This window comes from Achromobacter sp. ACRQX (genome assembly GCF_022346505.1).
GTDB classification, from domain to species: domain Bacteria; phylum Pseudomonadota; class Gammaproteobacteria; order Burkholderiales; family Burkholderiaceae_B; genus Achromobacter; species Achromobacter animicus.
In genome coordinates this window covers 42,560-58,397 of the sequence record NZ_JAKRML010000015.1, presented here as the reverse complement: position 1 = coordinate 58,397, position 15,838 = coordinate 42,560, and the positions used below count along the sequence as shown (strand labels likewise).

Annotated in this window: 20 protein-coding genes, 1 tRNA gene and 1 riboswitch; of the genes, 14 read left to right on the top strand and 7 right to left on the bottom strand. The window is 63.4% G+C overall.

Annotated features, from left to right (window positions below):
- Positions 1-25 precede the first annotated feature (25 nt).
- From MHZ91_RS15235 to MHZ91_RS15190, 10 genes are all read left to right on the top strand, one after another.
- Positions 26-457 carry a hypothetical protein gene (locus MHZ91_RS15235; RefSeq protein ID WP_239214402.1) on the top strand — a complete coding sequence of 144 codons (432 nt, stop codon included), beginning with the start codon at positions 26-28 and terminating at the stop codon, positions 455-457.
- Between the two features lie 105 nt (positions 458-562).
- On the top strand, positions 563-976 hold the full coding sequence (locus MHZ91_RS15230; protein WP_239214400.1) for a hypothetical protein: 414 nt from the start codon (positions 563-565) through the stop codon (positions 974-976).
- A 131-nt stretch (positions 977-1,107) separates the two neighbouring features.
- Positions 1,108-1,479, top strand: coding sequence for a hypothetical protein (locus MHZ91_RS15225; protein WP_239214397.1), 372 nt, complete (start codon positions 1,108-1,110; stop codon positions 1,477-1,479).
- 50 nt (positions 1,480-1,529) lie between these two features.
- Positions 1,530-1,982 carry a hypothetical protein gene (locus MHZ91_RS15220; RefSeq protein ID WP_239214395.1) on the top strand — a complete coding sequence of 151 codons (453 nt, stop codon included), beginning with the start codon at positions 1,530-1,532 and terminating at the stop codon, positions 1,980-1,982.
- A gap of 44 nt (positions 1,983-2,026) precedes the next feature.
- Positions 2,027-2,479: a hypothetical protein gene (locus tag MHZ91_RS15215; protein WP_239214393.1), complete on the top strand. Its 453-nt coding sequence runs from the start codon at positions 2,027-2,029 to the stop codon at positions 2,477-2,479.
- A gap of 108 nt (positions 2,480-2,587) precedes the next feature.
- Positions 2,588-3,112: a tyrosine-type recombinase/integrase gene (locus MHZ91_RS15210; protein ID WP_239214392.1), complete on the top strand. Its 525-nt coding sequence runs from the start codon at positions 2,588-2,590 to the stop codon at positions 3,110-3,112.
- A 110-nt stretch (positions 3,113-3,222) separates the two neighbouring features.
- Positions 3,223-3,879, top strand: coding sequence for an AAA family ATPase (locus MHZ91_RS15205; protein ID WP_239214391.1), 657 nt, complete (start codon positions 3,223-3,225; stop codon positions 3,877-3,879).
- Positions 3,876-4,175: a hypothetical protein gene (locus MHZ91_RS15200; protein ID WP_239214390.1), complete on the top strand. Its 300-nt coding sequence runs from the start codon at positions 3,876-3,878 to the stop codon at positions 4,173-4,175. The genes MHZ91_RS15205 and MHZ91_RS15200 overlap by 4 nt, the downstream gene beginning before the upstream one ends.
- Complete coding sequence (locus MHZ91_RS15195) at positions 4,162-4,833, top strand: hypothetical protein (RefSeq protein ID WP_239214389.1); 672 nt, start codon at positions 4,162-4,164, stop codon at positions 4,831-4,833. Before MHZ91_RS15200 ends, MHZ91_RS15195 begins: the two co-directional genes overlap by 14 nt.
- 54 nt (positions 4,834-4,887) lie before the next feature.
- A complete protein-coding gene (locus tag MHZ91_RS15190; protein ID WP_239214388.1) occupies positions 4,888-5,247 on the top strand; it encodes a hypothetical protein in 360 nt (119 codons plus the stop codon).
- Here the strand turns inward: MHZ91_RS15190 and MHZ91_RS15185 are convergent.
- Complete coding sequence (locus MHZ91_RS15185; RefSeq protein ID WP_239214387.1) at positions 5,231-6,289, bottom strand: site-specific integrase; 1,059 nt, start codon at positions 6,287-6,289, stop codon at positions 5,231-5,233. The two genes, MHZ91_RS15190 and MHZ91_RS15185, sit on opposite strands and share 17 nt — an antisense overlap.
- Positions 6,290-6,493: 204 nt before the next feature.
- Here MHZ91_RS15185 and MHZ91_RS15180 point away from each other — a divergent pair.
- Positions 6,494-6,569 (top strand) — tRNA-Ala (locus MHZ91_RS15180).
- Positions 6,570-6,716: 147 nt separating this feature from the next.
- Here the strand turns inward: MHZ91_RS15180 and MHZ91_RS15175 are convergent.
- Together MHZ91_RS15175 and MHZ91_RS15170 are read right to left on the bottom strand one after the other, a co-directional pair.
- The gene (locus MHZ91_RS15175) at positions 6,717-7,415 is read right to left on the bottom strand and encodes a metallophosphoesterase (RefSeq protein ID WP_239214386.1); all 699 of its coding nucleotides are present in this window, start codon (positions 7,413-7,415) and stop codon (positions 6,717-6,719) included.
- Positions 7,416-7,516: 101 nt separating this feature from the next.
- Positions 7,517-8,968 carry a sodium:solute symporter family protein gene (locus MHZ91_RS15170; protein ID WP_218343468.1) on the bottom strand — a complete coding sequence of 484 codons (1,452 nt, stop codon included), beginning with the start codon at positions 8,966-8,968 and terminating at the stop codon, positions 7,517-7,519.
- A gap of 101 nt (positions 8,969-9,069) precedes the next feature.
- Positions 9,070-9,176, bottom strand: a riboswitch (TPP riboswitch).
- A 240-nt stretch (positions 9,177-9,416) separates the two neighbouring features.
- Here MHZ91_RS15170 and MHZ91_RS15165 point away from each other — a divergent pair.
- On the top strand, positions 9,417-10,703 hold the full coding sequence (locus tag MHZ91_RS15165; RefSeq protein ID WP_239214385.1) for an LLM class flavin-dependent oxidoreductase: 1,287 nt from the start codon (positions 9,417-9,419) through the stop codon (positions 10,701-10,703).
- 33 nt (positions 10,704-10,736) lie between these two features.
- Here MHZ91_RS15165 and MHZ91_RS15160 read toward each other — a convergent pair whose 3' ends face one another.
- Complete coding sequence (locus MHZ91_RS15160; RefSeq protein ID WP_239214384.1) at positions 10,737-10,970, bottom strand: hypothetical protein; 234 nt, start codon at positions 10,968-10,970, stop codon at positions 10,737-10,739.
- A 254-nt stretch (positions 10,971-11,224) separates the two neighbouring features.
- Complete coding sequence (locus MHZ91_RS15155) at positions 11,225-11,908, bottom strand: MarC family NAAT transporter (RefSeq protein ID WP_304505269.1); 684 nt, start codon at positions 11,906-11,908, stop codon at positions 11,225-11,227.
- A 264-nt stretch (positions 11,909-12,172) separates the two neighbouring features.
- Between MHZ91_RS15155 and hutG the strand changes: the two genes are divergently transcribed.
- Together hutG and MHZ91_RS15145 are read left to right on the top strand one after the other, a co-directional pair.
- Positions 12,173-12,976 carry an N-formylglutamate deformylase gene (gene hutG / locus MHZ91_RS15150; protein ID WP_218343465.1) on the top strand — a complete coding sequence of 268 codons (804 nt, stop codon included), beginning with the start codon at positions 12,173-12,175 and terminating at the stop codon, positions 12,974-12,976.
- Positions 12,977-13,008: 32 nt separating this feature from the next.
- A complete protein-coding gene (locus MHZ91_RS15145; protein ID WP_218343464.1) occupies positions 13,009-14,022 on the top strand; it encodes a LysR family transcriptional regulator in 1,014 nt (337 codons plus the stop codon).
- Positions 14,023-14,112: 90 nt separating this feature from the next.
- Here MHZ91_RS15145 and MHZ91_RS15140 read toward each other — a convergent pair whose 3' ends face one another.
- Together MHZ91_RS15140 and MHZ91_RS15135 are read right to left on the bottom strand one after the other, a co-directional pair.
- Positions 14,113-15,045, bottom strand: coding sequence for an electron transfer flavoprotein subunit alpha/FixB family protein (locus tag MHZ91_RS15140; RefSeq protein ID WP_239214382.1), 933 nt, complete (start codon positions 15,043-15,045; stop codon positions 14,113-14,115).
- Positions 15,045-15,794 carry an electron transfer flavoprotein subunit beta/FixA family protein gene (locus MHZ91_RS15135; RefSeq protein WP_191577349.1) on the bottom strand — a complete coding sequence of 250 codons (750 nt, stop codon included), beginning with the start codon at positions 15,792-15,794 and terminating at the stop codon, positions 15,045-15,047. The genes MHZ91_RS15140 and MHZ91_RS15135 overlap by 1 nt, the downstream gene beginning before the upstream one ends.
- Positions 15,795-15,838: the final 44 nt, after the last annotated feature.

Sequence of the window (15,838 nt, the reverse complement as noted above, 5' to 3'; positions counted from 1 at the left end):
TTTCACCCCCCACGGGATAAAAGCTATGAAAAAGTCCGTAATTGGCGCCCTGTTTTTGGCAGCCGCGATCACCTCGCCGGCGTATGCAGCGTTCGACATCGAATGCAAGATTCAGGTCTATGAAACCGGAAAGGAAGATGCGCGTCCGATCCGCTTTCATTGGGATGGCGCTGAGATGACGACGACCTACACAACGGGGGAGAAGGAACGAAAGACCACCAGCTTTAAGCCCGTTCATTTCGTGCAACGTGATGCCACCAGCGTCGTCTCCACAAATTACGGCTTCGTCGTGGCGGTCAACCCGAATGGCGACCGAATTTCCCGGACTTACCAAGTTTTCGAGCGCGACAATAAACAGCTGTCTGCCAAGGTGGTGTGGTCACTTGTAACGCCGGAGGGCGTCGCGCTAGCACCCACGGTAAACGAATACCGCAATTGCACTTGGAAGAAGTCGTGAGTCTCTGAGCCTTGGTACGGGAGAAATTTTATGGAATGCCCTAAAAGATCCCTTTTGGGGCATTCCCGCTCGCAACCCGCGCCAGCAATGAATTCGCACACCTCTATGAAGAAAGCACTGATCGCCTTCGCACTTTCGGCCTGTTCCGCGCCCGCTCTTGCGGATCGCGTGCCTCCTTTTGTTCTGCACTGCTCAATCGCAAAGACCCCGCCAGTTCCCATGACGGTAAAGTGGGACGGCCGAACCCTGAAAATGGAGACCAAAGGCACGGGTTCTCGTCTGAGTGTGGAGAGCCTGGACGCCGATATGCGCGCATCGCAGCCGCCGCTGAACTATGTCGCGCTCAGCTTCAATGGACTGAGCCAACAGAGACACACATACGTGTCCATCAACCTTACTGCCGATGCAAACGGCAAATTGCGCGCTGGCTCCTACAACTTGGCCTTTCTCTTCGAAAATCGGCTTTCCGGTGTCGCCGATGGAAGCCTTGCGGACTGCACTTCAACCCTGGATCGGTGATTGGAGACTCGATTTCCCGCCACGAGGATCTTTGGACGCATTCTCCAATGGTCTATTTTTGGACGTTCGTCTCGGAAGCCCGCGGGTCTTTCGTTTCCGTCTACGTTACTTCATTTGGACGGACTATGAACTTGAAAGCGCTGATCCCGGCAACCGCCCTGAGTCTAAGCGGCTGCGTCACGGCTCCGAGCTATGAAGAAATTCAGCAGCTCCCCATCAACCGGACGGAGCTGGTGCAAGCGCCCCTTGACTGCCTTTTCGAGAAAGGCGTCCAGACGGTGACATCCAGAGTTTGGATGAGTGAACCCAAGCCTGACGGCTACCTCAATCAGAAACAAGGCTACGGCTGGTTCCGGCAGCCCCTGACGATTCTGATGCTGAAGGCAGAGGGAGCGAACACGACCCGCATCACTCGACAACAAACGCCCAGCGCCGCCGGATTTGGGCAAGGTGAGTATCTGATGGAATATTTCGCCTCGAATCCCTGCATCCAGAAACCATAGGGTGCGGTGCTCTCAACCACTCCTTATCAACTCGAACTTTGGACAGAAAGATGAAAAAAGCGCTGATCGCGCTGGCACTTGCCGCATGTTCCGGCATAGCGTTCGCGAAGCCTGTGCCCCATTTTGAAGTGACCTGCACCGATACCTCTTCGGACAGAACCGCCTTTACCGCGAAATGGGATGGTCAAGTCTTGAGCACCCTTCGGAATGGGCATACGCTTGAATGGCAAAATCCCGAAGCGCTCTATTTCGAGATGCCATTGCAGAGCCCTGACACGCGCGGCCTGGTTGAAGCAGGCTTTCGCACCAAAGAATCCCGCGTTTCGCGAGAAGGTGGCCGAAAGGGGCAGAAAACATACTGGCACTTCACGATTTCGTTACTCACCAATACAGCGGGTCGGGCTGTCCAGGGGACATACAGGGCGGTTGAGTTCAATGACGGCATAGTGGTGAATGCCAGTGCGTGGTCTATCGGGGCCTGTCGCACAGAACTCAAACTATGACGTAAATTCTCTTCCCGCCCGAACGTTCAAATTTGGATAATCAGATGAAGAGTGTAGTGTTTGCGCTTGTCCTTGGCGCCTGCTCCGCTACCGCGATCGCAGATCCTGTCCCGGCCTTTGCGGTGAGCCGTTCGGGCCGCATCGCGCCGTTCGAACCGCTAACCCTGAAGTGGGACGGGACAAAGCTGGAAATTGACCTCTTGAAAGGCGGGCCGCCGACGACGTGGGAAAAGCCACGGGCGTCCATATTTGTCATGCACAAAGAAACGGGCAAAGACGGTCGACAGCTTACAGACTACGCGGTCGGCTTTCGTGCTCAGGAGGAGACAATCCTTGCAGGCACGCCCCGAGCGACGACGAAGGAACGACTCGCGTCGGTGCAATTCATCGAAAGGACGAGGGATGGCTGGTTTACACAAGCCGACATAGTCGGCGGCGTGATCCTCGCAGCATCCAGTCGCCATCTTTCTGATTGCGTCTCGACCCTAAAGCCGTAACGCAAAATTTGAGGCTCGCCTTCCTACAATAAGGATCTTTGGAGGTCATCTCCAAGGGCGAGCAAGCAGGGCAAAGCGCCCTACATCGATCCCAGCACCCTCGATTTCGTGCTCCGAAGCCTGTGCGGGCCCAATGCGGCTCGCAACAGCGCGATCCTTCACATCTCCCACTACCTCGGTCTGCGCGCCAAAGAGCTTGCGGCGCTGACGCTCGGCGACGTGCTCACGCGTCAGGGCGAGCTGCGCGACGCCGTGCGGCTGCTCAAGCACATGACGAAGGGCGCCAAGTTCCGCGAGGTCTACCTCGTCCACCCAGGCACCCGCGCATCGATTCAAGCCTACCTGCGCACCCGCGGAACGCGCGCACCCGAACGGCCGCTCTTCCTTTCGCAGAAGGGCGACGGGTTCAGCGCCAACACCATGCAGCGGCTGATCGGCAACCTCTACCGTGCCGCGGGTGTGCCGGGCTCATCTCATTCTGGCCGGCGCAGCTTTGCGACCAACCTCGTCGAGCGCGGCGCCGACGTGTATGGCGTCATGACCCTCATGGGGCACGCCTCGATCACCACGACGCAGGAATACCTGCACTCGTCCCCCGAACGACTGAAGAAACTTAGCGGTCTGCTCACGTAGCGCCGCGCCAGCATTGGCTTAGCGCGCGGTATCACACCACACCGCAGCGCATCGTTTACCACCGAATGGTTGCATCGCACTTGCACCCATTCCATATGGCTGGAGATCACATGATCGTGCTCGTTGGATCGGACAAGTGCGGCACCGGCGAGACCACCGTCGCCACCAATTTGGCAGTGCTCTGCGCGGCGCGGGGCCAGGACGTGCTTCTCGTTGACACGGACAGCAACGTTTCATCGACGGTATGGTCCAGCGTGCGCGAGGCGTCCGAGCGCCCAAACCTGCCGAAGATCACCTTCATGAGCAAGACAGGTCCGTCCACCGGCTATGACATCGCGAAGCTGCGCGACAAGTTCGACACCATCATTGTCGACGCCGGCGGCCGGGACAGCCTGGAGCTGCGCGCGGCCACCATGATCGCGGACCGCATGGTCATTCCAGTCAAACCCAGCCAGTTCGATATCTGGACCCTCACGCCAATGGAGCAAATGCTCTACGACGCGCGCGCCCGCGGCAACGAGGCACTACGCCCGCTGGTGTGCGCGAACCTGGCCTCGCCCAATCCATCGCTGCGCGAGGACCGCGAGATGCGCGAATACTTGCGGGAATGCCACCAGACGCTGGGTGTTGCGCGAACGACCATCCACGAGCGCGTATCGTTTCGGCGGGCCGCGCGCGACGGTGTGGCGGTGTGCGAGCTGGCGGCCGGCGATAATGCGAAGGCAGCCCACGAGATTCAGGCACTCTACGACGAGGTCTTCGCATGAGCGGACTCAAGCCCCTACCATCCTCCACCGATCTTGCCGCGCGCCTGCGCAACAACGAAGACTGGACCTCCGCTGCGCCGGCGCAGGTCTACAAGGGAACGCTCCCCTGGGCCGGCGCCAATCCACGCATCAAGGTTGGCTACACCCTGCGTCTCGATGAGCCCCCGCACCTGAAGTTGAAATTCCTTGCCGAGCGCTCGCCCCACTCGATGCACCAGATCGCCCTTGAGGCAATCGAAGCGCACGTGGAGAAGCTGCTTGCCGAGTTTGTAGGAGAAGAGAATGCTCGTAAGTGAACTGCTGGGCCAGCAGCCATCCGTTGGGCTGCTGATGCAGTGCCCGCTCTGGGGCCGAAAGGTCGAAACGCTGACCACCGCTGACCTGCGCGCCTTCCTGCAGTTGCACGTCGCGACTGCACGGCACTTCACCGCCAAGCGTCAAGTTGAGGCGCTGATGAAGACCATGTGGGAGGCTGTGACAGACGGCCGGCTCTCGTCCATACCGAAGGCATGCTATTTCGCGGTGCCCGAAGTGCGGGTGACCCTAGGCGAGATTCGCGCCTGGCTGGAGCAGACCACGCCGGCCCGCCGGGCGGCGCTCGTGTTCGGCATGGAGTGCGAGCTGACCTGCGAGCAGGTGATCGAGCTGACCTGGCGCGACTACCTGGAGATGGACAGCCTGACCGACCTGGCTGTTCGCGTGGCCGAACAATTCCCGCGGCACTTCCGGCTTCCCTACGTGTTCTGGGAGGTATCCCACGGCGGCTACGTCCAGCCAATGCTGGGACTGCGGCAGACCGTGCTGGACATCACCAACGGCCAGGAATATGAAGAGCTGGCGCGGCTCTACGACCGGGCGATCCCGATTGATAGCGAGGCGGCCCTCTGGGCGACTTTCTGTTGCGCCACAAAGGCGGCCGATGGGATAGCCCAACTAGGGGAGTTCCAATATTAGAGTTAGCGCTGCCTATAATAAGTTGTCCCTAGTGTTCCTATGGAGACGAAACACATGACACCCCGCGAACTCGTTCTGGCCCAATTTCCGGGCAAGCTTTACCTACCCCTGGTTAAAGCCGGCGTGGCGATGGGCATGACGCCCAAGACAGCCTATAACCTGCACGCGCTGAGCAAGTTCCCCGTGCGTGTGACCTATCTGGGTTCGACGGGCAAGAGACCTCTGGTCGCAATCCACGACCTCATTGTGCATTTGGAAGGCGGGCAGCCGATCATCTACGAAGCGAAGGAGGTTGAGACCCCGGCTTCGTCACTGGCCTCTGAGCCCGTCATCGAAAAGCGCCGCGGTCCTGGGCGCCCCACCAAACGCGAGGCCAAGGAGCGCGCCGCGCGCTTGGCTAACCTGTCTTTTTGAGCCGTTCAGCCAGCCTTTGCGTGTCCAGGTGCGTGTAGCGCCTGAGCATCCGCAGATCCTTGTGACCCGTCACCGACGCGGCCTCCATGATGTTGAACCCGTGATTCTCGAATAGCCGGCTCGTGCCTTCGTGGCGCGAGTCGTGCAGCGCCAGGTCGACGAACAACTTCGGGTTCGGCTCCTTCCCCCGCGCCAGGCACGCCTTCACGTATTTCTCCCTCGCACGGTCCCGCGCCCGCCCGAACGCCTGCGTCACCGAGTCAGGCTGAACCGGGAACACCTTTCCAGTCGCCTTCGCCCCGCCAGCCGCCTCCTTCCGGCGCCACAGGATCTCTTTGACGCGCGGCGTCATCGGGACGGTGCGCCCTTCCCCGTTCTTGGTGTCGTAGAGCACGATCGTGTCCGTCTTGAAGAGAACGTCGGCCCAGTCGAGGTTCACCATCTCGCTGCGCCGCATCGTCGTATCCACGGCGACAGGGATGAGATCGACCAGCACAGGTGACCGGGTCTCCGCGATGATCGCCTCCATCTCCCCCGGCGCATATCGTCTCGTGCGTGCCTTGTTCTTCTTAGGGTGCGCCACGGTCGCCACGGGGTTTGTGAGGCCGCGGTATTCGTTCCATTCCGAAATGGCGTGGTTGAACACTACCGAGATCACGTTCAGCGCCCTGATCACCGTGGATCCAGACACCTCTTCGAGCCGCGCGTTGCGGTAGTCGCGAATGTCCGCCGGATCGATCTTGGCGATCTCGAGCTTGCCCAAGCCGCTCGATTCGAGCTGCTGGAGCAGATACGCCTCCTTCTTGGCGCCCTTCTTGCCGGGCGTCACTTCGAGGCGATACTTCTTCAGGAGCTCACCGAACAGCTCGCCCTTGAGCGCCGACTTGTCCTTGAAGCTGCCCTTGTCCATCCGAGACTCGATGTCCCGGGCCCAGGCCTCCGCCTCTGCGCGCGTCTCAAACGTGGCTGACTGCGTGGGGTGGCCACGCCGCCTGACGCGCGCCCGCCACTGCAGGTCACCCCGCTTGGTAAAGTCAGCCATGATTTTCGCTCCCTCTGCGCGGGTTTTTCGTCTATGATGCTGGGCCACGACGATGCCGTGGACCAAGATTCGCAGTTATTTTTGCGTGTGGACCAAAATTGGACCAACAATCAAAATTGACGACGGATTAAATGTTCATGTATTATCGCATCATCAGCTAAGTTGTTGATTACTTAGCGGTAATTGTGAGCCTTTCGAGGCTTTGGGGCGGTAGCTCAGCTGGGAGAGCGTCGCGTTCGCAATGCGAAGGTCGGGAGTTCGATCCTCCTCCGCTCCACCAAATTCCAGACGGAAAAGCCTTGGACACTTTGTGTGCCAAGGCTTTTTTGTTTCTGCAGGCTGGATGTCTACGGCCCGTAGGTGGAACCTACAGCCCGCCTATGGAACGGCAATATTTGTACGGCAAGCGCGACGGCGCTAGGCCGTTTCACCGGCAAGGCTTCAACGTGTGCAGATCCAGCAGCGTGAACCGCCCCCCGTCCTGCCAACCTCCCGTGTCGATGTAATACACATTGCCCAGCTGCGCCGGCTTGCGCAGCGTCATGTGCCCGTGGACAACCGCACGGACGTTTCGGACCGGTTTGGCATATTGCATTCGATAGCGGTCGATGGACCACAGGCACGCGTCTTCATCGTCCAGACTGAAGCCGGCGCCATGAATGGCTTGCCAATCGTCATAGGGAAAGTCGGCATGCACCAGACCGACGACACCGCCCGGCGTTTCCACCTCGATGGCCAACGGCAAGGCATTCAGGCATGTAGCGATGCGGACCTGGGTGTCGCCATCGCACGCGTCCAGCCATTCGCCGCCATGGAGGCGATGATCCACGTCGGGAATGGGGTTGTTCATGGCGCGCCGCCACGTCATGAGGTCGTGATTCCCGCAGATCGCGTGAAACCAGGGGCGCTCTAGCCAAGCCAGAACCTCGGCGGACTCTGGCCCGCGATCGACGAGATCACCGACGGCGAACAAGCGGTCATGCTCGGGGGAAAACTGGGCTGCGGCAAGCGCGGCTTCAAGCCGGCCGAAATGGCCGTGTATGTCGCCAACGGCGAGATCGCGGCCTTTGGTGTTTAGACCAAAGCGCTCTACACGCAGATTTCCGGACCTTTGAGCTGCTTCCACCCGACGTCCCCCGAATCATCCTTATAAGTTGAGGGCTGTCCGAAATTTGTAGGCAAATTTCGGACAATCTGCGAGTTTACGCGGCTCTGCCTGCCCCCCCCTCAAACCGTCTCCTTATCCAACCGCCGCACCGCCGCGCTCAGCGTCGAGAAATCAAACTCCTCCCGTCCGCGCATCACCAGCCGGATCAGCACCGTCGTCACCACCGGCACAAACGCCGCCAGCAGGAACGATTCCAGCAGGAAAGTCGGCTTGTCCCCCGGCGCGGGGAAGAAGAACAGGCCGGCGATCAGCCCCGTGATGGTGGCCGCGGTCGCCGTGAATCCATCGTGCTTGCGGCTGAAAAGCCCGTAAAACACCGGGAAGGCGGCGGCCGAGCACAGCAGGTCGGCCAGCAGGAACAGGTACAGCACGCTGTAGCCTTGCGACGCCACGATCATCACGGGGATCGCCATCAGCAGCACCAGCCACCGCGCCAGGCGCTTCATGGTGGCGCCGCCGGCGTTGGGCATCAGGCGGCGCAGGTCGACCGCGATGATGCTGGACACCGCGCTGATGGCGGTGTCGGCGGTGCTCATGACCAGGGACAGGCCCAGCGGAATCAGGGCGATGACGAACCACGCCGGGGCGTGCGGCATGATGACGCTGAACAGCGCGATCGAGCTGTCGCCCTCGGGCGCCAAACCGACAAACGCCAGGCCGAACAGGCCCATCAAAAAGATGAAAGGCGCCACCAGCACGCCGCCCAGCAGAAAGCCGTTGCGCATCGTGCGGGTGTCGCGGGCGGCGTAGATGCGTTGCCAGTTGCCCTGGTGGAAGATGCCGGTCAGCAAAATGGCGACAAAGAAGGTCAGCCCCGCCTTTACGCCCACCGGGTCGGTCAGGTCCAGCAGTTGCGGCGCCTTGGCCTGCAGGGCTTCGATGGTGGGTAATGCGCCACCGGCCGCCTGCCAGCCGACGACGCACAGCACGACCAGCAGCGGCACGATGATCATCATCTGCACCTGATCGGTGAAGATGGACGAGCGCAGGCCGCCGTAGGTGGTGTAGAGCAAGGTCGTCCCCATCACGATGGCGGCGGTGGCCCACAGCGGCACGGGCGCCAGCATCGCGACCAGCTTGGCAATGGCGGTAACCTCGGCCGACAGCGCGATGAACAGGTAGAACAGCATGATGAAAAGCGCCAGGCCGTACATGGGCCGGCCGTAGCGCGCCATCAGGAATTCGGTCAGCGTGTGACCGTGCGGGATCAGTTCGCGCATGCGCCGGCCCAGCGGAATCATGACCAGGCGCGGCGACATCGACCCGAGCGCGTAGCCGATCACGGCGGCCAGCCCGCCCCAGGTTGCGGCCTGCGCCGGCGAAAAGAGAATCCATGCGCCCAGCGTGGACGCCATCAGCGTCAGGATCGTGCCAAACGACCCCTGGCTGTTGCGCGCGACGATGTAGTCTTCCAGGGTGCCGCGCTTGCGCCGGGTGTACAGCACGCTGGCCACGGCGAAGCCGCCCGAGAACAGCAGCAGCCATACCAGGGCAGTGGTTTGGGTCAACATGAAGGTCGGTCCTCCCGCGGGCGGCCTGAGGCCGGACGCGTAACGCGGCGGCCCGCCGTCAGGGAGGCCGCAAGATGAATGGAATCAGGGAGGGCGCGCGAGAGACTTGCGGAGTCCTTCCCTTCGCCGGCATTACCCGGATCAGGTTCAAAGGGTTACCGCGTTGACGCGGAATCTCAGCCCGTACAGGGCTCCCCCAGGAATTGCCGCAAGGTTAGGAGAGCGGCGCGGCGATGTCAACGCGCGGCGTGAGAAACGTTGGGCCGGGTATGCCGGGCAGGCGCCGCGGCCGCGCAAGCCCCGCCGACCGCAACGGCGCCCGCCCGCCGTTTTATGCTAAGTTCGCCCGCTTGCGGCACCCGCGGGCGTGCCGGACGCGGCAGTCAATGACGCAATCAATGACGCAATTGATGACGCAACTGATGAAGCAATCGACGAGCTGATCGCCATGATGCACCTGAACCTGTTCATTTTCGGCTGCGGCCACCATCGCGCGGCCTGGCGCCACCCGGACTCGGCGGCCGAGCGGCTGGGCGACATCAGCTACTACGAAAGCCTGGCCCGCACGGCCGAGCGCGGCAAGCTCGACGCCATTTTCTTTGCCGACGGCCAGTCGATGGACAACATCGGCGACGGGCCGCGCTGGTATCTCGAACCGCTCACCACGATGGCCGCGATCGCCCGCGCCACCACCCGCATCGGCCTGATCAGCACGGTGTCCAGCACGTTCTTCACGCCCTTTCATGCGGCGCGCATGGTGGCCTCGCTGGATCACATTTCGGGCGGTCGCATGGGCTGGAACGTGGTGACCTCGATGTTCGACGCCGAGGCGCGCAATCACGGTTACGAAGCCATGCCCGGCCACGACTGGCGCTACGCGCGCGCCGAGGAATTTGTCGACGTTGCGCTGAGGCTGTTCGACTCGTGGGACGACGAGGCGCTGGTCATCGACCGCAACGGCCACTTCGGCGTGCCGGACCGCCTACACAAGATAGATCACCACGGCGAACACTTTCTGGTGGACGGCCCGCTTACCGTGCCGCGACCGCCGCAGGGGCATCCGGTGCTGTTCCAGGCGGGCGCCTCGGATCAGGGCCGCGATCTGGCGGCGCGCCGCGCGGAAGCCATCTATGCCGTGGCTTACGACTTGCCCGCCGCGCAGTCCTATTACCGCGACATCAAGCAACGTGTCCGGGCAGCTGGCCGCGACGCGTTCGTGCCCATCATGCCGGGCCTCGTGACCTATGTCGGCTCGACCGAAGCCGAGGCCCGCGCCAAGCAGCGCGAATTGGACGAACTCCTGCCCGCGGACGCCTCATTGCGCCAACTTGGCACGTTCGTCCTGCAGGATTGTTCGGGCTGGGAACTGGACGCGCCCGTGCCGCCCCTGCCCCCGCTGTCCGAGTTCACCGGCCCCAAAGGCCGTTACGGCACCATCCTGCGCATCATCGAAACCGAGCAGCCCACCGTGCGCCAGTTGCTTGGCCGGCTGGCCGCGGGCGGCGGGCACTGCACGATGGTGGGCACGCCGGAGCAGATCGCGGACCGGATGGAACATTGGTTCAGGAACGAAGGCGCCGACGGCTTCAACCTGATGCCCCCGTCACTGCCGGGCGGCATCGACGACTTTGTGGAGCAGGTGGTGCCGGTGCTGCAACAGCGCGGACTGTTCCGTAAGGACTACGAACACGCCACGCTGCGCGGGCATCTGGGCCTAAAACGACCGGGCCGCTGAGAGCGGCAGACGCCGGACCGAAACGCGTGGCGATCAGCTTGTCTGGGTCAATGGTCCGCGTTCGGTTTCGGGGACACGCCGCCGGGCAGCCGGCTGCGGCCGGCGCGCGCGGGTGGCGATCCAGTCGTAAAGGCGGACGCCCGGCTCGCGCATCAAGGCGGTGACTACGCCGCTGACCACCAGCCCCAACACGATCAAGGGTAGCCAGGCCATCATGACGCACGCTTGCAGATTGCGGCGGCCGTACCGCAGGAGCTTGACCGGCACGTCGGCGCGCCGACCGCGATGGATTCGCGGGCTACCGCGCACTGCCTGATCTTGTCTTCAATGATGTTGCACATACAAAAACTGCCGTCGCGGGCAAGCATGACTGCCCACGGCGAAAAATCAAAAATGTAATGTAGCGTAGATTATGTTTCTACAAGCTTCACGAAACGGGGTGAAATCAAAATCCGCGTGACTTTATGGACTGCCCGGCGCAGCGCAGGCATGCAAGGACGGAACGCCTGACCCTATGCCCGCTACACGTTGGGAAACTTCTCCACGATCTCCAACACGCCGTTGATGACGAACTGCACGCCCATGCAGACCAGCAGGAATCCCATCACGCGTGAGATCGCCTCGACACCGCTCTTGCCGATGACGGCGACGATGCGGCCCGCGAAATGCAGGCAGACCCAGAACAAGAGCCCCAGCAGCGCAAACACGATGATCGGGGCCACGCCCACCACCCAACGCGCATAGTCCGGTGCAATGGCCGAATCGACCGACGACGCGCCACTGATGATCATGGCGATCGTGCCGGGTCCCGCCGTGCCGGGCAGGGCAAGGGGCACGAATGCGATGTTGGGGCTCTGGCGCTCCTGCGCGTCGGCCGCGGCCTCGGCCTCCAGGGCGCGCGGCTGGTCCGATGGAAACAGCATGCTGAAGCCGATGCTGACCACGATCAGTCCGCCCGCAATGCGCAGCCCGGGGATGGAAATGCCGAAGGTGTGCATCAGCAGCGCGCCGGCGTAGTAGGTCACCAGCATGATCCCGACCACGTAGAACGCCGCCTGGGTCACCTGCTTCTGCCGTTCCTTGAACGGTATCTGCTGGCCAAGCGACAGCAGCAGCGTCATGGACGTCAGCGGATTGGCCAGCGGCAGCATCAGCGCCAGACCCAGGCTGACGAGCTTGCCCAGTTGAATCAGTTCATCAATCATGTCCGCTCGCTAGAGTGTGCGCGCCGTCTACTCTACCTCACGCGGCCCAGCAACTCGGTCCACGGGCCGCGGCTGACCAGCGCGACCCAGAACGCGGCTCACCGTGACCACGCCGCGGCCATCGCCATGAGCATCGGCGCGGCTAATCATCAGCATCCATTAAACTGATGCAATTCCCGCAGCGGGCCGTGCTGCCTAGCATACAAGCGCCCGTTGCCTGCGGCTCTGCCGCGGCGCATTGCCATTGCCACCCGGAGTTTCCTCTTGACCGACCTCTTTCAATTCAGCCGCGGCACCGCCCCGCTGCTGATCTCCATTCCCCACCTCGGCAGCCAGATTCCCGACGCGCAGCGTCCGCACATGACGGACGTCGCCCTGCAATCCGGCGACACCGACTGGCATCTGGACACCCTGTATCAGTTCGCCCAGGCGTTGGGCGCGTCCGTGCTGGGCGCGCGCTATTCCCGTTACGTGGTCGACCTGAACCGCCCGCCCAACGACGAAAGCCTGTATCCCGGGCAGACCAAGACCGGCCTGTGCCCCACCCAGGCCTTTCGCGGCGATGCGCTTTACCAGAACGATGCTGTGCTGACCGACGCGGAACGCGCCCAGCGCCTGGAGGCGTACTGGAAGCCGTATCACGCCAAGCTGCAAGAAGAGATTGACCGCATCAAGGCCGAGCACGGCACGGTGCTGCTGTGGGAAGCGCACTCGATCGCCAGCGTCCTGCCGCGCCTTTTCGAGGGCAAGCTGCCCGACCTGAACATCGGCACGTCCGACGGCGCCTCCTGCGCGCCCGACATCCTGGCCGCCGTGCAAGAGCAGTTGAACGGCTGCAAGGATTACACCTGGGCCGTCAATGGCCGTTTCAAGGGCGGCTACATCACGCGCCACTACGGTTCGCCGGCTGACAACGTGCACGCCATCCAGCTCGAGATGTGCCAGTCCACCTACATGGACGAAACATACCCGTACGGCTATCGCCCCGATCTGGCCGACAAGGTCATTCCGGTGGTCGAAGGCATGGTGACTGCCGCGCTGCGCCAGACCACCGCGCGCCAGCGCTAAGCCCTGTTGAAACGCCGCCGGACGCCCACGCCATGAACCGCTTTTCGTTCACCAGCACGGAAAACTATCCGGAATGGAGCCTGCTGTTGACGTGGGTGGCGGTGGTGGAAGCGGCGTCGGTCTCGGGCGCGGCGCGGCTGTTGGGTTTTTCGCAGGCGGCCGTGTCGCAGCGGATCAAGCAGCTTGAAGCCGCCATGTCGACCGAACTGCTGGACCGCAGCACCCGCCCTGCCCGGCCCACGCCGGCCGGCGAGCTGCTGTTCGAACACGCCGCGCGGCTGCTGGCGCAGGCCGGCGACATGACGGAAAGCGTGCGCAACCTTAGCCGGGCCAAGCGCAACATCGTGCGCTTCGGCTGCGTAGACTCGTTTGCCGGCACGCTTGGACCGACCCTGATCCACGGCCTGTCCGGCGCGTCGCGCCAGATCCGGCTGTGGTCGGGCATCACGCCCGTGCTGGACAAGCAGCTGGAAGACCGGCAGCTCGACCTCGTCGTCACCACCAGCGCATCGGCAGGCAAGCCCACCATCCGCAAGTACAGTCTGTTCAGCGAACCCTACGTGCTGATCGTGCCGCGCTCGATGAGCATGGACCGGATCGACACGCTGAAAGAATTGGGCCAGCGCGCCCAGTTCATCCGCTACAGCGCACGTTCGTTCATCGGCGCCGAGATCGACCGGCTGGTCGAGTCGCACGGCGTGATGATCGAGCGCACCTACGAATTCGACAATACCGATCCGCTGCTCAGCCTGGTCACGGCCGGGCTGGGCTTTGGCATCAGCACGCCGCTGTGCATCTGGCAGTCGCGCCATTTCCTGGACCAGCTGCGCGTGCTGCCGCTGGCGCCCTTCCTGGGCGCGGCGCGGGCCGACGATCCCGCGCTGTCGCGCACGCTGTATCTGGCCGCGCGCCAGCAGGAGGTGGGCAAGCTGCCCGCCGAGGCGCGCGACGTGATCCTGATGGCGATGGAGCGCCTGATCCAGAAGGAACTGGCCCCGGCGCTGGGGCTGCCGCCGGCCACGCTGTGGCGCAGCCTGCGGCGTTGACGTAAAGCCCGCGGCGCCCCGAACGCGGGGTTCGGCAGCGAAGGGCTGCCTGCGGCGTTGGCGCGTTCTGCGGCGCCAACGCCGCTTCCATCACGGCAGCGAGGACGTCAGCGCCGGCACGGCTTCGAACAGGTCGCCCACCAGCCCGTAATCCGCCACGCCGAAGATCGGCGCGTCGCCGTCCTTGTTGATGGCGACGATGACCTTGGAATCCTTCATGCCCGCCAGATGCTGGATCGCGCCCGAAATCCCGACGGCCACGTACAGGTCCGGCGCGACGATCTTGCCGGTCTGGCCGACCTGCCAGTCGTTCGGCGCATAACCCGCGTCGACGGCCGCGCGCGACGCGCCCAGCGCCGCGCCCAGCTTTTCGGCCAGGGGATCGAGCAGCTTGAAGTTTTCCGCGCTGCCCAGGCCGCGTCCGCCCGACACCACGGCGCGCGCCGCGCCCAGGTCGGGGCGTTCTGACACCGCGATCTCGCGGCTGATGAATCGTGACAAGCCCGTGCCCGTCACGGCCTCGACCGCTTCCACCGTGGCGCTGCCGCCTTCGGCAGACACCGCATCGAATGCCGTGGGGCGGATCGTGGCCACGACCACCGGGTAACCGCTCTTGACCGTCGCGATCGCGTTGCCGGCGTAGATCGGACGCTTGAACGTATCGGGCGCCAGCACTTCGATGACGTCCGACACCTGCGCCACATCGAGCAACGCGGCAATGCGCGGCGCCACGCTCTTGCCCTGCGCCGTCGCGGCCAGGAAGACGTGCGAGTAGCCGGCGGCCGCCGCCACGGCCTGCGCGGCCACGGCTTCCGGCAGGCCATCGGCAAGCTGCGGCGCCTGCGCCAGCAGCACCTTTGCCACCCCGGCGACCCGTGCAGCCGCCTCGGCCACCGGCTGCGCGCCATCGCCCGCGACCAGTACGTGGACCGGCATGTCCAGCCTGCCCGCGGCAGAAATGGCGTTGAGCGTGGCGCCATTCAGCGCCCGATTATCGTGTTCGGCAATAACAAGAACAGTCATCAGATCACCTTGGCTTCGTTCTTCAGTTTGTCGACCAGCGCGGCCACGTCGGCAACCTTGATGCCGGGTGCGCGCGCCGCCGGCTCTTCAACGCGCAGCGTCTGCAGGCGGGACACCGGGTCCACGCCCAGCGCGTCCGGCGTTTCCACATCCAGCGGCTTCTTCTTGGCCTTCATGATGTTGGGCAACGTGACATAGCGCGGCTCGTTCAGGCGCAGGTCTGCCGTGACGATGGCAGGCAGCGTCAGTTCCACCACTTCCAGGCCGCCGTCCACCTCGCGCGTCACGCGCGCCGTGCCGTCGCCGATGGCGATGGCGCTGGCGTTGGTGGCCTGCGGCCAGCCCAGCAGGGCCGCCAGCATCTGGCCGGTCTGGCACGCGTCGTCGTCGATGGCCTGCTTGCCCAGGATCACCAGCGCGGGCGCTTCCTTGACCACGACGGCGCGCAGCAGCTTGGCGACTTCCAGCGGCTGCAAGGCGGCATCCGTCTGCACCAGCACGCCGCGGTCGGCGCCGATGGCCAGCGCGGTGCGCAACGTCTCCTGCGACTGCGCCGTGCCGCACGACACGGCCACGACTTCAGCAGCCGCGCCCTGCTCTTTCAGGCGCACGGCCGCCTCGACGGCGATTTCATCGAACGGGTTCATCGACATCTTCACGTTGCCGATATCCACGCCGCTCTGGTCGGCCTTGACGCGCACGTTGACGTTGTAGTCAACCACGCGCTTGACCGCGGCAAGTACCTTCATGGAAACACTCCTGAGTGAAAGGAATCAACGGACGCCCCGGGTTG